This window comes from Pseudarthrobacter sp. SL88 (assembly GCF_026672455.1).
In the GTDB taxonomy this organism is placed as follows: domain Bacteria; phylum Actinomycetota; class Actinomycetes; order Actinomycetales; family Micrococcaceae; genus Arthrobacter.
The window spans coordinates 782088-797706 of sequence record NZ_JAPPRD010000001.1 but is presented as its reverse complement, the minus strand read 5'-3'; the positions used below and the strand labels follow the sequence as shown (position 1 = coordinate 797706).

At 56.8% G+C, this 15619-nt stretch carries 13 protein-coding genes and 2 pseudogenes; 6 read left to right on the top strand and 9 right to left on the bottom strand.

Annotated features, from left to right (window positions below):
- The first annotated feature begins 38 nt into the window (after window positions 1-38).
- From OVA06_RS03625 to OVA06_RS19750, 3 genes and pseudogenes are all read left to right on the top strand, one after another.
- Window positions 39-629: a helix-turn-helix domain-containing protein gene (locus OVA06_RS03625; RefSeq protein WP_268156387.1), complete on the top strand. Its 591-nt coding sequence runs from the start codon at window positions 39-41 to the stop codon at window positions 627-629.
- Window positions 517-1197: an integrase core domain-containing protein gene (locus tag OVA06_RS19755; RefSeq protein ID WP_442793517.1), complete on the top strand. Its 681-nt coding sequence runs from the start codon at window positions 517-519 to the stop codon at window positions 1195-1197. Before OVA06_RS03625 ends, OVA06_RS19755 begins: the two co-directional genes overlap by 113 nt.
- Before the next feature lie 129 nt (window positions 1198-1326).
- Window positions 1327-1775, top strand: a pseudogene (locus OVA06_RS19750) (IS30 family transposase); the annotation flags it as partial.
- Between the two features lie 43 nt (window positions 1776-1818).
- On the opposite strand, the gene OVA06_RS03620 reads toward OVA06_RS19750, so the two are convergent.
- Entirely contained in the window at window positions 1819-3108 is a 1290-nt protein-coding gene (locus tag OVA06_RS03620; RefSeq protein WP_268156385.1) for an ISL3 family transposase, read from the bottom strand.
- 198 nt (window positions 3109-3306) lie between these two features.
- Between OVA06_RS03620 and OVA06_RS03615 the strand changes: the two are divergent.
- A pseudogene (locus tag OVA06_RS03615) lies at window positions 3307-3495 on the top strand (transposase); the annotation flags it as partial.
- Window positions 3496-3692: 197 nt separating this feature from the next.
- Here OVA06_RS03615 and OVA06_RS03610 read toward each other — a convergent pair.
- The 8 genes from OVA06_RS03610 to OVA06_RS03585 all read right to left on the bottom strand — a co-directional run bounded on the left by OVA06_RS03610 (window position 3693) and on the right by OVA06_RS03585 (window position 11843).
- Window positions 3693-4673, bottom strand: a complete 981-nt coding sequence (locus OVA06_RS03610) for a hypothetical protein (protein WP_268156383.1) — start codon at window positions 4671-4673, stop codon at window positions 3693-3695.
- A gap of 280 nt (window positions 4674-4953) precedes the next feature.
- Window positions 4954-5979 carry a Coenzyme F420 hydrogenase/dehydrogenase, beta subunit C-terminal domain gene (locus tag OVA06_RS19745; protein ID WP_442793572.1) on the bottom strand — a complete coding sequence of 342 codons (1026 nt, stop codon included), beginning with the start codon at window positions 5977-5979 and terminating at the stop codon, window positions 4954-4956.
- Window positions 5980-6199: 220 nt separating this feature from the next.
- Window positions 6200-7333 (bottom strand): polysaccharide pyruvyl transferase family protein, encoded by a 1134-nt coding sequence (locus OVA06_RS03605; protein WP_268156381.1) that lies wholly within the window; start codon window positions 7331-7333, stop codon window positions 6200-6202.
- Window positions 7334-7336: 3 nt separating this feature from the next.
- Entirely contained in the window at window positions 7337-7867 is a 531-nt protein-coding gene (locus OVA06_RS03600; RefSeq protein ID WP_268156379.1) for an acyltransferase, read from the bottom strand.
- A complete protein-coding gene (locus tag OVA06_RS03595) occupies window positions 7867-8934 on the bottom strand; it encodes a glycosyltransferase family 4 protein (RefSeq protein ID WP_268156377.1) in 1068 nt (355 codons plus the stop codon). The genes OVA06_RS03600 and OVA06_RS03595 overlap by 1 nt, the downstream gene beginning before the upstream one ends.
- The gene (locus OVA06_RS19740; RefSeq protein WP_442793516.1) at window positions 8927-9583 is read right to left on the bottom strand and encodes a glycosyltransferase family 4 protein; all 657 of its coding nucleotides are present in this window, start codon (window positions 9581-9583) and stop codon (window positions 8927-8929) included. The genes OVA06_RS03595 and OVA06_RS19740 overlap by 8 nt, the downstream gene beginning before the upstream one ends.
- Window positions 9584-10071: 488 nt before the next feature.
- The gene (locus OVA06_RS03590; RefSeq protein WP_268160619.1) at window positions 10072-10329 is read right to left on the bottom strand and encodes an acyltransferase; all 258 of its coding nucleotides are present in this window, start codon (window positions 10327-10329) and stop codon (window positions 10072-10074) included.
- Between the two features lie 404 nt (window positions 10330-10733).
- Window positions 10734-11843, bottom strand: coding sequence for a glycosyltransferase (locus OVA06_RS03585; protein ID WP_268156375.1), 1110 nt, complete (start codon window positions 11841-11843; stop codon window positions 10734-10736).
- A gap of 343 nt (window positions 11844-12186) precedes the next feature.
- Here OVA06_RS03585 and OVA06_RS03580 point away from each other — a divergent pair, with 343 nt between their 5' ends.
- Both OVA06_RS03580 and OVA06_RS03575 read left to right on the top strand, forming a co-directional pair.
- The gene (locus OVA06_RS03580) at window positions 12187-13611 is read left to right on the top strand and encodes a sugar transferase (protein ID WP_268156373.1); all 1425 of its coding nucleotides are present in this window, start codon (window positions 12187-12189) and stop codon (window positions 13609-13611) included.
- A complete protein-coding gene (locus tag OVA06_RS03575) occupies window positions 13608-15530 on the top strand; it encodes a DUF4012 domain-containing protein (RefSeq protein ID WP_268156371.1) in 1923 nt (640 codons plus the stop codon). Before OVA06_RS03580 ends, OVA06_RS03575 begins: the two co-directional genes overlap by 4 nt.
- Window positions 15531-15619 lie beyond the last annotated feature (89 nt).

Sequence of the window (15619 nt, the reverse complement as noted above, 5' to 3'; positions counted from 1 at the left end):
AGCGGGACATCGCTGACACTCTTTATCAGATGAGAGTGATGAGCGTGAATGACCGTTGGCTCGAAATCCTATTGGTACCCACCCGTGATGGCATTTCCGTGGCGGAAGCTTGCCGCCGGTACGGGATTTCGCGCCAGAGTTTCTACAAATACCGTCGGCGGTTGTGGGCAGAGGGAACCTCGGGTCTCCAGCCTCGTTCTCGGCCTCCTACAAACTCTCCTGGGCAAACTGCCGACGAGGTGGAGTCGCTGATCGTCCGGCTGCGGGTGGACAATCCGCGTTGGGGCGCCCGGATTCTGCAGACCAAACTCAAACAGGCGGGGCTGGATCCGGTGCCTGCCGTATCAACGGTTCATCGGGTCCTCAGCCGCCACGGACTGGTCAGCCGGCAAGAGCTCCGGTCACCGAAGGCGTGGAAACGGTTCGAGCGGCACGCCCCGAACGACCTGTGGCAGATTGACGGCACTCAGGTTGCCTTGGCTGATGGTTCCAAGGCCTGGATTGTGGATCTGCTCGATGACCATGCACGGTTCGCCATCGGCGCCCACGCAGTCCGTCGCTTCAGGCACAGGCAGCTTGGGCGGCCATGGAGACGGCCGTCCTGGAGCACGGCGCGCCCCGGCAGCTGATCAGCGACAACGGGTTGCAGTTCCGTTCCCGCAAGGGCCACAAACCGGTCCACTTCCAGGAGCGACTCGCAGCCCTGGGCGTCAGCCAGCTGAACGCCCGGCCCCGCCACCGCATGCCTGCGGGAAACTTGAACGCTACCACCGCACATTCAAGGAGTACTACGCCGACCACGGCCCGGCACCAAGCATCGAGGCCCTGCAACATCTGTGTGACGCCTTCCGGTGGCACTACAACCACGAAAGGCCGCACCGTTCCTTGGAACAACAGACGCCAGCCGCCGTCTACACCGTGTCTAGGAAGGCTACGCCGACTGATGGCCGCCGCGTCCGCTCTTCCCCTCGGGTCCTGAAAGTCTCCTCAGCCGGATCCGTGAACTTCCGCAGACGCAAAATCAACATCGGTCAGGCATATAGCGGCGAACACGTCAGGGTCATCGACGGCCCGGAACAAGTCATGATTTCACCACGTCGGCACCGGCGAAATCCTGCGCCAGCTTATGCTGGAACCCGTCGGCACCTACCACGGCAGCGGTGCCAAACGAGGGCGTCCCTCCAAACCACCTGGTGATGGCTAGACTGTCAGCCATCTCCCGACAACACAGTGTTACGGATGTCCCCGGACCACAAAAATAGAACAGCAACCCGTGGCCCTGTTTTCAGTTGGCAAAACTGGCCCTATTTTCGGTTGGCGTTAACAAGCACCCGTCTACGCGCTAATTTCCCGGGACAACCCGAGATGCACGTCGTGCCCGAGACTGTTTACCAAGCGCTGTACGGACGAGGAAGCCTGGATCTGGCCGTGGACCCGGCCGTCTCGCTGCGCAGCGGGCGGACCGGCCGCCGGCCGCGCCGCCGGAAGGAACACCGGACCAAGCGATTCCCGGACATGGTCATGATCCGAGACCGGCCTGCGGAAGTGATCGGCAGACTAGTACCAGGGCATTGGGAGGGCGATCTAATAATTGGGAAGGGCGGTCGCTCGGCCATCGCCACACTGATCGAACGGACCACGCGCTTCATCATTCTCGTGCACTTGGCAGGGAACCGTGGTGCTGAGAACCTGCGCGATCGGCTAGTTTGATTCGATGAGACCGCTCCCGTCACACCTCCGCCGTTCCCTGACTTGGGGATCAGGGCACTGAAATGGGCTCTTCGCGGTTCGTGGGGAAATGGATCCCTGGAATGAGCGTCATGCCGCCGTCCGGACGGCACTTCTCAAGAGAATAACCGATTTGTAATTGGCGGCGTTGCGGTACCCGCGGGCGGTTCGCTTGATGTTCTTGATTGCCGTGTTGTTTGCCTCGACTTTTCCGGTTGTGGCGCCGGTGATGATCAGCACTTCGATCTCTTTCCACCACCTGCAGACGGTGCGGTAGAGCCTGTTCGTCTCCGGCCGTGCGGCTGCCTTCACCAGTTCCACGAGTATCTCCTTCGCTGCTGCGGCGTCTTCCAAAGAGCCGGTGCGCAACAGGGCCCGGAGCTGTTCCTTGACCTTCCAGACGGCCTGGAGCGTGCCAGTTGGATCGTCCAGCGCGAACACTTCCTCGAGTCGGAGGGCGGCCCGGCAGGTGAGGGTGTCGCCGCCGCGCAGCAAGAGCATGCGGTGCGCCCAGGCCTTGTCGATGGCCCGGCCGCGGCGACCCTTGACCTGCTGAGAGAGGTTCTGCCGGGTCTCGGTCATGGCCTGGTTGGCAAGCGAGATGAGGTGGAAGTGATCGACGGCGACCGCGGTGCGGGGCAGCCACATCCGCAAGGCTTTGCGGAACGCCGCGGAGGGGTCGATTGCGACGACCTGCACGGCCAGGCGCCACTGCAGGGGCCGGGCGAACAGCCAGTCCCCGACACCCTTGTGGTCACGGCCGTCAACCACGCCAAGGACCTGCCCGGTGTCCAAGTCCACGATGGTTGTCATCCACGGCTCGAAGCGTGTCCACGTCTTCGTGGTCGGGTCTTGGAAGTAGCGCACGGACCGGAACCGGTGTTCATCAATGCCCAGCATCCGCGGGCTGAGCTTGTCCACGTCAGGCAGCTGCAGCAGACAGGCCTCATTCAGTGCCGCCCTGACCATCCACCAGGACACCGCGAACCCGGCGGCGGTCTCCGACACGGCCCGGCCGGAGCGGATGACCGCGTCCACGAGCTGGTCCCGCAACCGACTCGTCGAGCGGGCACGGCGCGGCACTTGCGGTGTCGATTCGAAGAACGAGAGCCGGTCGCACGCCGCTTCTTCGCAATACCAGCGGTACTTGGACCAGAGCACCTCCACCGGCCCGGCAACGGGAATATCGCGGAGTCGTTGAAGCCGGCGTTCCTTCCGCCGGGAGGCGATGACCCCACAGCTCGGGCAGCCCGGTAGCGCCTCAGTTTCGACGATGACCTGACGTCGGCCAGCGGACATGGTCGTGGAGATGACACGGTAGTCGGGCAGGTTGAAAAGGATGGTGGCAGCATCGGCTGCGGCCCCGGTAGGCTCGTTCAAGGCTCGTGGTCCTGTTCCAGGTTGAATGCTTAGACACACTCATCCCAACAGGGCCACGGGCCCCCTTGTCTTCAACGACACGAACTCATTTCCCCACCAACCGCGAAGAGCCCTGAAATGGCCTGCCACCAAGACTTCACGCGGCAGACACACTGCCAGGGGCTCGCCGGGTCACAGAAATACACCGGATTAAGTGGCGGTTCAAACGAGAACACTAATGGCCTGCTCCGCCAGTACTTCCCGAAAGGAACAGACCTCGGCGTCCACAGTCCCGAAGACCTCACCAGAGTCGCCGCTGAACTCAATCGCAGACCCCGCGAAATCCTGGGTTGGCAGAGCCCGATGGAGCACCTGACTAGACTCACTTCACCGGCGATAGAACCATAAACCGTTGCAACGACCGCTGAACTCAGCCGCCCACAAAACGGCTCACTTTTCGACCACAGCTGACACCCGGTTAACAAACCTCACAGCCTGAATCAACCGGAAGGGTCTATCCTTTCGCTCCGGGTCATCAGAGCAGCCGTCTGAACATGAATGACGGCAAATCGTTCGCCACGAATAGTCAGCGAAAACACCCTGATTTAGCTGCTCGCGCGGCCGAAAAGGCCGGAAAAAGTTCCGCGCGAAACTCGAAAGGCCCGGGATCCGCTCAGTAGATACACGTAGACAGAACTCGCCAGCACAAAGCCGGCAGACATTGAGATGACCCCAACAGTTGTACCTTGAGCTACCCCGATTACCCAGCCTGCGAAAAACACAACGGTACAAATCAATGGGAACCACGCATCGCCCGTCGGGGATATTGCGTTGTGCTGCAAAACCGGGGCTAGTCCTGCCAGAGAAACAGCCATACAGCAAGCAGGTGCAAGGAGTTCTAGGGAAGGGCTGAACTCCGAACCGAATAAGACTGGGATAAGAACGAAACCCGCGGAGGCGCCCAGCAAAACCATCGGTAGGCTGATCAGTGTGCATAACTGCCATAACGCAGTCGTTCTCTGGCGAATCCTTAAAGATGGCGCACTCGCGTAGGAGTGTTGAATCAGGGTCAGAACAACCTGATAGAGCATTTGAGGTATCAGAGCTACTACGGCGTAGTAGCCGACCACACTAACAGCGGCCTGAGTCATAAAGAGCAGGCTGTCAGAGCGCAGCAATGCAGCTTCCACAAGTTGTGAACGCCAAGCTCGCCACGCACGCCTAACCAACTTCCGAAGGGCCTCCTCCCTAAAATCTGTTGCGGTAACAAGCCGTAGAAGACGTCTACGCTGAAGTGATATATAAAGCATTTGCATTACGAGCGCAGCGGCGTTTAGTGCAATGACAATTGATAGGCTGAGCTGACCAAGCAAGAACGCTGTAACAATTCCACCACAAATGACCCCCGCCGCAGCCAAATTTGCTATTCCGAAGTGCTTTGTCCGTCCTGCTACGATCAAGATATTGGCATCGATGGCTTTACTGGCACTCATGCCAGCTAAAGCAAAGTAAATCGCCGATGCAACGGTTTCCGTCCAAGCAAGACCGAGAGCCAACCCCGTAAGCAGCCCAACGGCAGCTGCCATGCCCGAGCTAAACGCCGTAATTCTTCTCCCGCGTCGACTCCATCCTTGAGCCTGACTCATGTCCGCAGCGACATCCTGTCGGGCCAAAGGTCCCAGCCCGAAAGCGCCTATGAGGCCGATCAAAACTGCAACGAGGAGTAAAATGGCCAGCTCCCCTCTGGAAGCTGGACCTAGGGAGCGAGCCGTCAGCGGAGCGGTAATGAGCCCAGCAAGTACAGGAGCTATGTTGCCCGCAAGATGTATGACGGACCTCATCTCGGCCCATTCACCGAAGTGCGTCTCATAAGCGCGACCGACTCCGCTTCCAGGATCGTCGGAACGAACCGTATGCATATCGAAGGGATCGAGCGGGGCTGCCCAGCGCTTGGCGGAAGAGTCCAAATCCTTGGTAGGACGGCGTCTGCCAACCAGCCACCCGACGGCCGAAAAGTCGGGCCCAAAGCGTAGCTCGACGTTCTACCTGATACGGCTGCACTGAACTAATGTGCCTTAGTTCAAGAGGTTCGGCACCTATAACACCGCTTTCGAGAGCGGCCAATATCAATTCATGGCCGCGCATCGTTCTGGCTATCAAGGCGCTAACTCCTTCGGAGTTGGCGAACAGTGGATATCCCTTTTCATCGGTTTTCCAGAAATCTCCGGCGACGAGATCGGCACTTTCACCGACACCGTCGGGGCAGACCTTGCACCTCCACTGCATTGACGGCCCAAGCTGTTTACCCCAAGATTCGTCATAGCTGGTCGAAGCAGTCACACCATCGAGTGTCTCCGCATGGAAGCTTCCCGGCCAGCCGTGTCCACGGTATCTCAAGGTCCGGAGGGGTGAATCCGCTGGGATGCCCAGTTCATTCAGTAGACGATCTGTCGCCCTTTGACTTGGTACGCCTGCACAGAAGAAGGAGAAAATAAGGGGCATCTCAGATTGTCCGCGGGCTGTCATCAATTGGCGCAGTCCCGAGGCTTCGCAGGGCTTGCCTACCACGACTGACGAGGGATCTGTCGATTTGGCTAGTCCACCAATAGAGACGGGAGCGTATCTGGACCCCGATTGGCGAAGAAAATCGGAGCCTCGATGCAGTTCCACCGGCACGCTTTGGCGCGGATTGTTCAAATCTGCGCCAGCCCCTATTACCCGGGTGGATCGCCCCGACTCTACTGCCCATTGGGCAAGAGCTGTGAGCACCCCGCCGCTGCTGCCGCGAAAGCGCGTTTCGGGATCAATTGCCCATGCTTGCCAACTTGATACCGCCCGGCCTAGAGCTTGATCGAAATCGGACTGACCAGGATTTACGGGCCGTTGCACCATCGTCCCTGGGCAACTGACCTCAAGTTGCTTCCTCGCCTCAGTATCACTCAGTACGGTCAATGGAAGCCTGCGAATCGGTCGGTTGAATCCGCCGTCGTCCAATTCCATAGAAAGTCCGGGGTCAATCAGCGAACATATACCGCAGCCAGAGCAGTTCCCGTTGTCGACGACATTGCGGACTAGTTTGTCGAATTCTCCTGAGAAAGTAGGTATGGTCACGCTAGACAGCCACCTGATGACTCAAGTGCTCCGCAGCGGTATGAAGCCGGGCTTCCGCCTGCTGGCGGACAAGGCCAGCCTGCTCTCGCAACTGTCCTCGTTCCACGAGCTCAACAACCTTGTCAACAACTTCAGAGTCATTCCGGAGATCAATGGTATAAGGCCACCCGATGTCAGCCAACAAGGGGGCAAATTTCCTCGAGTAAGCCAGGGGAATTGCGGGCACCCCCACAGAGAGCGCGTTGAGACATGCATGCATCCGTGCACCGATGACGATATTCGATGATGCAATGAATTTTCTTACTTGCTCAAGGTCGCCAGGCGTGTATACGTCCACCCGTCCACAGAATTCTGAAGCCAGGTCTTGAATTACGGACGCGTCGTTGTCGATTGACGGGTTATCCAACACGTGAGCAAGTAGTGTGACCTTTCTTCCACAACGCAGCAGCCTCTCTATGAGCTCACGAGATAAATCACGATACTTCTCGCGTGGTAGGTGCGCATCACTGTTCCACAAGAGGCCAGAGATGTTGAGTACAACGTCGGCCTTGGGGAAACCGCTCTCTAGTTCCGGTTGATACAAGGCGAAAGCCACATCCGTGGCTAGGCAATCTGCGGGAAACCCGAGCCCACTTGCAAATTCATTGCTAGTACTATCGCGAGCCATAACCGAGTGCGAAGCTCTAAGCGAGTGTCGGGCCATTTGCCGACCAAGGACGGTCTTGAACGGACCGATAGTCTGAGGAGCGAAAATAACTGGGAGGCTTGATAGTTTTGCAACAAAGCGAGTGTAGGTCATAATTGTTAGCCTTTTGAGGCCGTATATGTCCGTAAAGCTATCACCAGCGCCGGTGTCAATTACGACGTCATAGCCCGCCATCTCCGCACGGAGCCTTTTACTGCCGGAAAGTAGTCCCTTAAGAACCACTTTCCCGGACAGTTGAGTACCCAGGGGACCCGTACCAAAACTCTGAAAATCAACCTCTATGTCATCCCCCCATGCGCGCCGGGCCAATGACTCGGCTCCTTCGGCGAGGACCCGAACACCTAGGTTACTCGAGGACTCATCGGCCCACAGAACCAGCACACGTTTGACAGTCAAGATGGAATCTTCTCTCTTATTGTTATTCTTCATCGTCTACTGGAAGGGCATATGAAAGTTGAGCTCATAGCTCAAGTCGCGATTTCTCTGCCCGATTACGGCCGCGGGGATTCCGCCGACAATGGTGTAAGGGGCGACGTCCTTCGACACAACCGCCCCGGCGGCCACAACGGCGCCTTCGCCGATATCAACATTCGGCAAGACGGTTGCTCGGCTCGCGATATAGGCGCGGTCACCGATTCGCACTGCTCCACCCTTGGTACCGAACGTGGGACTGCTAGGATCATGCCCTACGGTGAATATCTGAACATGACCACCAATGTTTACGTTGTTGCCGATCTCTAGTCCAAGCCGGCCGTCCAAAAAGCAATCATTCCCAACTATTGAGTTGCGGCCTATTCTGATGCCTCTAGGTGCAAAGAAAGCCAATCGCCAGTGAACCGCCGAAGCTGGCCCAATCTGTATGCCAAGGAAACGTCGGTAGACAGAGATTCTAAATGCGTGGATTGGGATACGCCCAACCATAAAGCCAATCCATAACTTCAATCCTTGCAGGTAAAGACGCATTACAATTCCTTATTTTTATCTTGACAACCTGTCCGATTGATTTGCGACAGGACATCGCTGACAGTCTCATTGAATGCAGTCTGGCTGAATCTCTCTTCGAAATCTGCGTGAACTGGTACCGGAGGAAATCGGGGTGAATCCTCCAGTAGCCATTCAACTTCACCAATGTATGCTGCCCAACTCGGACTAAATCCGCTCGCAACATGCGAGGTGCCGAAGACAGGTACTCCATGGGCCATCGCCTCAACGGCTTTCGCCTTGATGCCTCCGCCATGGTCAATTGGAACGAGAGCAGCATCAAGGCTGTCGTAGAACTCCGCTAAGGATTCTACTCGCCCCAAGACCTTTGCGTTCACACCCCAGTTCCTTACAATTTCGGATCCAAAGCCTGCAATGACTACCTCTATTCCTCGCGCGTGGAATGAGTCACCATACCTTCTGAAAAAGTCTTGCAGGGACATAATGTTCGGAGGATAGGCAAAATTGGCAATGAACCCTACACGCATTGTTGTCGACGTAGGTTTTAACCTGGTCGAACGGACAGCAGTGATTGGGGTTGGAATCCAGTATCGTGGGGCACTGTCTCCACCCGCCTTGATCATGTCTTCGTAGCCCGCGAATACATTTACTGCAGGTAGTCCAGCAAGGCGTCGCTCCTGAACCTCCCAAAACAGGCTTTGAACAAGCCCTCCGGGCCTGGACATCCAAGATGCTCTACCCATGGTTCGAGAGTTCACGCTCCATCGATCCATCCAGTCGAAGACTAGAGTTTCGGGTTGAACAGTGGATGCAGCAGAACCAAACACGGATGGCACGGTGACGACATTGATATCTGACTTCGGCAACTCTGGAAGTGACGATTTGAGTGGCATTGGGATCAGTCTTTTCTTGATACCGCGGAGCCAGCCGTCACGACTTTTGGCGTTTGGCGTATCTCGAAGAGGGCAAAGCTGAGTTTCAAAACCTAAATGCGTCAATGCCTCGTACCAAGCTAAGGCACGGAGCCCACCGCCGTCCTTCGGCATGTCTTCCAGACCATACCAATAGACTATATTCGCCTTAACCATGAGTCCTCGCGTGGGCGCTAGATTTCATATCCTGCCACAGCCGCAAAAAGCGACCGGAGTATGCATCAATAGAATAAACAGCTTCGTACCTCTCTCGTGCGTTTGCACCCAGCTCTGTAGCTTTGTGTTTGTCAACAGATTTCAACACCATGCAAAGGTCATCGGCGCTGCCAATTTGGTAAAGACACCCGTTTCGACCTTCCTCGATGATGTCGGCTACGCCGCCTGCACGGCTAGCGATAACCCCTCGGCCGCGGGCGAAGGCCTCCAGGACTACAAGTCCGAAAGGCTCGGGACTGTCTGATGGCAAAACTAGGAAGTCAGCTGAATCGATGTAGGGCTCCACGTCGGAAACCTCCCCGACAACTTTCACCGACAATGGATCCGCCAGGTTCGAAACAAGTTTCCGTACATCGACGGCCGCTCCTACAGGAGGAGGACCACCGAGAATCACCAATTCCCCTGGACAACCTGCCGCGTCCCATGCTTCAAGAAGAGTCGAATGCCCCTTCCAAGCGTTCCACCTGCTGGCTACAACGAACCTGACTGGGCCGTCCGATGAGATGGGTCGCAAACCCCGTCCGGAATCTCTGTGAGCATTTACAAGTAGAGCCGCCCGAGCGGACACTGCTTCGCCAATGGCCCTCATTGACGCCTCCGAAATGCAATAGATTTGAGTCGCCGCACGAGCCACAAACCCCAATACAACGGCTTCGCGGTGAGACCAAATTTCTTGTACGTGCAGTATCACGTGCTGCACGCCCGCCAGTCGCGCCAGCGGCGCACAAAAAATCATGGCTGAAGTGGTGCAGTACACGACGTCTGGCCTCTGCCGACGAATTTCACGGAAAGTGCGCCAGAGTCTTCCCAGGAGGGGCAGGCCTCCGCGGACAGACAGGTAGCGTCTCCGCAGAACGGGTAGCGGGCCCAAATGACTCTGGACTCCTAAGCCGTCGAGGTGATCACCGAGCGCCCCGCTCCCTGAGGGCAAATCGTCCGGCAGGTATACGCTTGCGCCGGCCCGGTCCTTCGCTGGCAGCGATCGGATTATCTCAAGCAGAATTTTGTCAGCGCCATACATTTCGTTGGATGAGTGGACAAACATAGTGCGCAGTGGCGAAGACCCCATAACCGCATTCACCTTGTCCGGATGACTCGGGCTGGTACACCTGCGACCACTGCGCCATCAGGGACATCGCGAGTTACGACGCTGCCGGCCGCAACGACCACCCCCGAACCTACTGTGACGCCGGCCGTAATAGTCGCGCCGCTACCTACCCAAGTGTCACTTCCAATGCTCAGGAAAGAACGGGTAACACCTTGAGATTTTATCGTTTTCTCAGTGTTTGCAAACTCATGGTTCTCAGAAAATAGGCGGACACCAGGCCCGAGCATGACATCAGAACCAATTCTGATTTCCCCTGAGCAACCCACAAAACAATCAGACCCGAAACTCGACCTGTCCCCCACCCATAGTCCCACTCCTACGTCCCCTCCGTAGTAACTACTGGGGCGAATCTGAACACCACGGCCAATTGACACTTCATCGCCAAAGTTAAGGCCGTGAATGGACAGTCCCTGTACTTCTGCAAAGTCTTCAATCACCAAGCGCCCCGAGTGTGAGATCAGTTGAGGATTTCTCAGACGTGCCCCGCGCCCAACATAAAGTTGACCGCTGGATTTGCGTAGCAGAGGCTTTAGAGTTGCGCCACGAATCAGCATTGGCGCTACTTTCGTGAAAAGCTGCGCCGTTGCCACAGCATTCGCCATATCGGGCATTCCCTGAAAACGCCCCACTCTCATTTGGTGACCTCCGATAGGCTTTTTTCCTCAGCCTGACTACGAAGTTCTCGCTCATAAGCGGCACACACGGCCTCCCAGGTATAACCCTGCTGAACCCGTTCTAGCGAAATGTTAGAGAGGCGTTTCCGTTCAGAAGGAGTGTCCATGACACGGCGGACTGCTCGCTCTATCTCGTCTCCCTCAGGCAGACAAAAAGCGGCATCGTTGCCTAGCACCTCGCGGTTATAAACAGTATCGCGAGCCACGACTGGAGCGCCATTTGCCATCGCCTGGACCAAAGCTGGATTCGTACCGCCAACGCTGTGCCCGTGGAAATATGCCCCACAGTGTCGCCAAAGCGCAAGCAGTCGCTGGTCATCCGAGACATGACCCAGCCATCGCACATTTTCGTTTTCTTCCGCCAGCAGCCGTACGTCGTCTTCCAAATGACCGCCATACCCTGAAGATCCCACGATTACCACTTGGTAGTCGCGAGCGAGGTTCCTTGCCGCTGAGATAAATTCTGGAAGGGTGTTCTCTGGAACGAATCGTGCGACGACGAGAACGTAGCGTTCAGGGCTAAGTCCATCCTCCAAGGAGTGGTCGGACCCCGCTTCACCTCCATACGGAACAAAAACGCAATCTCGGCCGAATTCATCCCGCCACCGGCGGCCAATCTCCTTTGAGTCCGCTATTAAAACAGTTCCAAACCGTGCCGTCATGAACGCGCCGATTTTGAAAATTGTTTTTGCGAGCCTGCCCCACTTGGCCCGTTCCCATTCGATTCCGTCGACGTTCACGATCGTGGGGATACGCCTGAGGCGAAGGAGAGGTAACCAAAAACCGTTAGCCACATTCATGACAAGAGCAACATCCGGTTTCGTCCAGAAAGCATGCAAACATGCGGTCAAGCCATATGACAAAGTGCTGAGAGACTTGTTTTCCACTCCTGCCGTAGTGATGACTTGAACACGAGGATCCTTGTCAGAATGTTGCTCCAGATCAGCCGAACGGCCATACACAGTCACATTCCAGGACTGGTCGGCCAAGTAGGGTGCCAACTTCCTAACGGCAGTTTCAAAGCCGCCGTAAAAGCTCGGATAGCCCCGTGTTCCAATAACCGCCACTGTTCGATTCACAGAAAACCCCCATTGATAACGCTTCCAAAGGCCACTGCACGAAGCCGCAACCGAGGTTACCATTCAGGGGCCGCTGTTCTGAGCCTCTAAGAGAGTGCCTTAGCGATCGAAGAGCGATTCTCGCAGCCGAACAACCTGACCCGTGCAGGTGCCACGATGCACATTGATACGTCGCATTGTGTCAGAACGTTCCCCATGGAGCGAGTGGCCCGTGAACCTTGTCGCATGCGTCACCTAACTCGTCAGTGCATTGCGGCTGCGACGCCCTCCGGCTGTAATCTGTCCTCGGAGATCTCTTGAAGAGCGGTCATGAACATGCTGGGGGATGTAAGTGGATTGGCGTAAGCGGACGTCGCGGACATTGCGGGTTGTTGACGCTTTCGTTGTTGTTTGGGCCGTAGCAGGTGCTTACGTCATAAGGTTCGGTTTCGAATCAGAAGTAACGAGCTCCGCGTTTGAAGCCGGTTACGTATGGCTGTCCCTGGCACTAAGCGTCGCCTGGTGGCTCATGTTGGGCGCCTGGAATACCCGCCAAAGCCGCATATTGGGTTCCGGCCCGGATGAGTACAAACGTGTAGCCGCCGCTTCACTGTGGCTTTTCGGTCTAGTGGCAATCTTCTCTTACGTTTTCCGCATTGACACAGCCCGCGGATACGTCGGTATTGCCCTTCCGGTCGGTCTGATCGGGCTGCTGATGGCACGCTGGCTCCTTCGCCAGCACCTGAACGTCACTCGCCAAGGCGGCGAGAGCATGTCACGGCTGCTGTTGCTTGGGGGTCCCGGCGCAGTTGCTCACCTAGCCTCAACGCTGGTCGATGCGAAACACGCGGGGTACCTACCGATCGCTGCCTATATGCCAGGGGCCGACGATCAGATCACGATCGAACCGAATTCCGGGCTCCCAGTGCTCGGCCACCGAAGTCAAACAGACTCCATTTTGGCAGCCATTGACGAATGTCAGGCCGATGCCGTCGCCGTTTCAGCAGGGGTGCAACTACATCCCCAAACCCTGCGCCATTTGGGTTGGGCATTAGCTTCTCGCAACGTCGGGCTAATTATGGCGCCCGCCCTAACCGACATTGCCGGACCGCGAATACACACACAGCAAGTCGCGGGCCTACCGCTAATACACGTGACCACGCCGACGCTGGAGGGTGGACAACGCGTGGCAAAAAGGCTGTTTGACATTTGCGCTTCTCTCTTACTAATCATTCTCTCCCTGCCCTTGATGCTCTGCATCGCCCTTGCCGTGAGGCTGTCAGGCCCAGGTCCAATACTTTTTAGGCAGCAGCGAGTGGGCATTGAGGGCAAGCAGTTCGACATGTTGAAATTTCGCTCCATGGTCGTGGACGCTGAGCAGCGCCTTATGGAACTCGAAAATCGAAACGAAGGAAGTGGCGTTCTCTTCAAGATCCGAAACGACCCCAGAATTACCCCAGTAGGCCGATTCTTGCGGAAATTCAGTCTCGATGAACTACCCCAACTCTTCAACGTACTCGCCGGCGCCATGAGCCTCGTCGGGCCGCGTCCTCCGTTGCCGAAGGAGGTTGAAGGATACGAGAGGGACGTTCGGCGCAGGCTTCTCGTAAAGCCTGGCCTGACCGGCCTTTGGCAAGTCAGTGGGCGCTCAAACCTGTCATGGCAAGACTCAGTGCGGCTGGATTTGTACTACGTCGAAAACTGGTCCCTTGCAGGCGACGTAGTAATACTGCTCAAGACTGGCAGAGCTGTATTTGCGAGTACCGGTGCTTATTGACACGCGTAGAACGCGATCGCTGCCGCGTTGGGAAGAAATTTCGAGTCATTTATCTGGTCCCGGAGAACGAGAGCAAAGACATCATGCGCAGGAATAGCAAAAAGATTCGGAATAAGAACCTCAAACGACGTCGCCTCCTAATCATCGGGGGACCTACGGTAGCCGTGCTGGTAGTCGGGTCGGCCTGTGCTGTGTGGCTGGGTGCTACTGCTTCGGGCATCAAGTCCGAATTAGAAATAGCAACCTCGATGGTCCCTTCGCTGAAGTCCGACCTCGCCGCAAACAGGCCGGCCGAGGCGGCCATTGCCGTTGAGAAGCTAAAGAGCCATACAGCCAACGCCAGGAAACTTGCAGATAACCCGATCTGGACGTTGGCCTCAACATTGCCCGGGGCAGGACAGAACTTCAGCGCCGTGTCCGAGGTTGCGCGCGCCGCTGACGACGTCGCCACCCTCGGGTTGGGGCCTCTCGTCCGCGTGTTCAGCGTCCTCGATTGGAAGTCCTTACTGCCAGGCCCTGATGGCTCCGATCTGAAACCGCTCAAGGCCGCAGCTCCATTCGTGACCTCATCATCTCAGGCCGTTCGTCTGTCGGCTGACCGCTTAGATCAGATCGACGATAGCAAGCTGATAGCGCAAGTGGCGGAACCCTTGATTCGGGCGCGAGGCGAATTGCGAGAAGTCACGGGGGCACTGAGTGCTGCCGCGAATGCCTCCACGCTCCTTCCCTCGATGCTCGGATCGGATGAACCACGAAACTATCTACTTATTGTCCAAAATAACGCGGAGACCCGCGCCTCAGGAGGCATTCCGGGAGCACTGGCCGTTCTGAATTTTGATCAAGGAAAGCTCACTCTTGCAGCCCAAAGTAGTGCCGGAGAGGTAGGGGTGATGACGCCACCGGTGCCCACTGAAGCTTCTCAGCAGCAGATATATTCAGCACGTTTGGGAAAGTTCATGCAGGACGTGAACCTCACGCCCGACTTTCCCACAGCTGCGGCTAGTGCAAAGGCTATGTGGGAAAGGAAGACGGGACAGTCCGTAGACGGCGTCGTGTCAGTCGACCCGATAGCACTCGCTTACCTCTTGGAAGCTACTGGCCCACTCGAACTCAACAAGCAAGGTGTGAGCCCGTCTGTTAACGGTTTGCCGACCACACTGACTAGCAAAAACGTCGTGCAAACACTACTTTCGGACGTCTACTCCAAGATCGAGCAGCCAGCGTTGCAGGACAAATACTTCGCAGGAGTTGCACAGGAAATCTTCACTTCACTATCGAGCGGGAATGCACAGGCGGGCCCGCTGTTCACTGCCATGGGACAGTCGACTGCCGAAGGAAGACTGCTAGTTTGGTCCGCCCGGACTGACGAGCAGAGTGCCATCACGAGATACCCCCTAAGCGGCGCAGTAGCTGGCCCTAGCGTTGCCCCTGCCCAATTCGGCGTGTACTTCAATGACGGGACGGGGGCCAAGATGGATTACTACGTCAAGCGCACAGTGCAACTCGTCCGTGATTGTCCTCAGGACGGCTACGAGAAAATCTCGGTCCGAATCGTGAGTACGAATACCGCACCTGCTGACGCCGCGAAAACGCTGCCCTCCTACGTCACTGGTGGTGGGCATTTTGGCGTACCGCCAGGCACTGTCCAAACAAACGTTATCGCCTACGGCCCCGCTCAAGCGCATATCGAATCAGCCACCCTCGACGGGCAAAAGTCTCCGTTCGCGCCGTACATGCATGCGAGCAGACCGGTGGGCGTGATTGCACAACTTCTGGCGCCAGGTGAAAGCAAGACTGTGGAGTTCCACTTTGCCAAAATTGTCCAGCACACCGAACCTAACTTGGTAGTCACACCCACCGTCCAGCCTGTCAAGGATGTTGTCTTGCCCGCACAGGACGCTTCATGCCGACAAGGATGATGACCGTCGCGTTAACACTATGTAAACCGATTAGATTGAGGTTGGTCCGAGACCTATACAGGTGATACCGTCTTTTTTGGGATATCTAT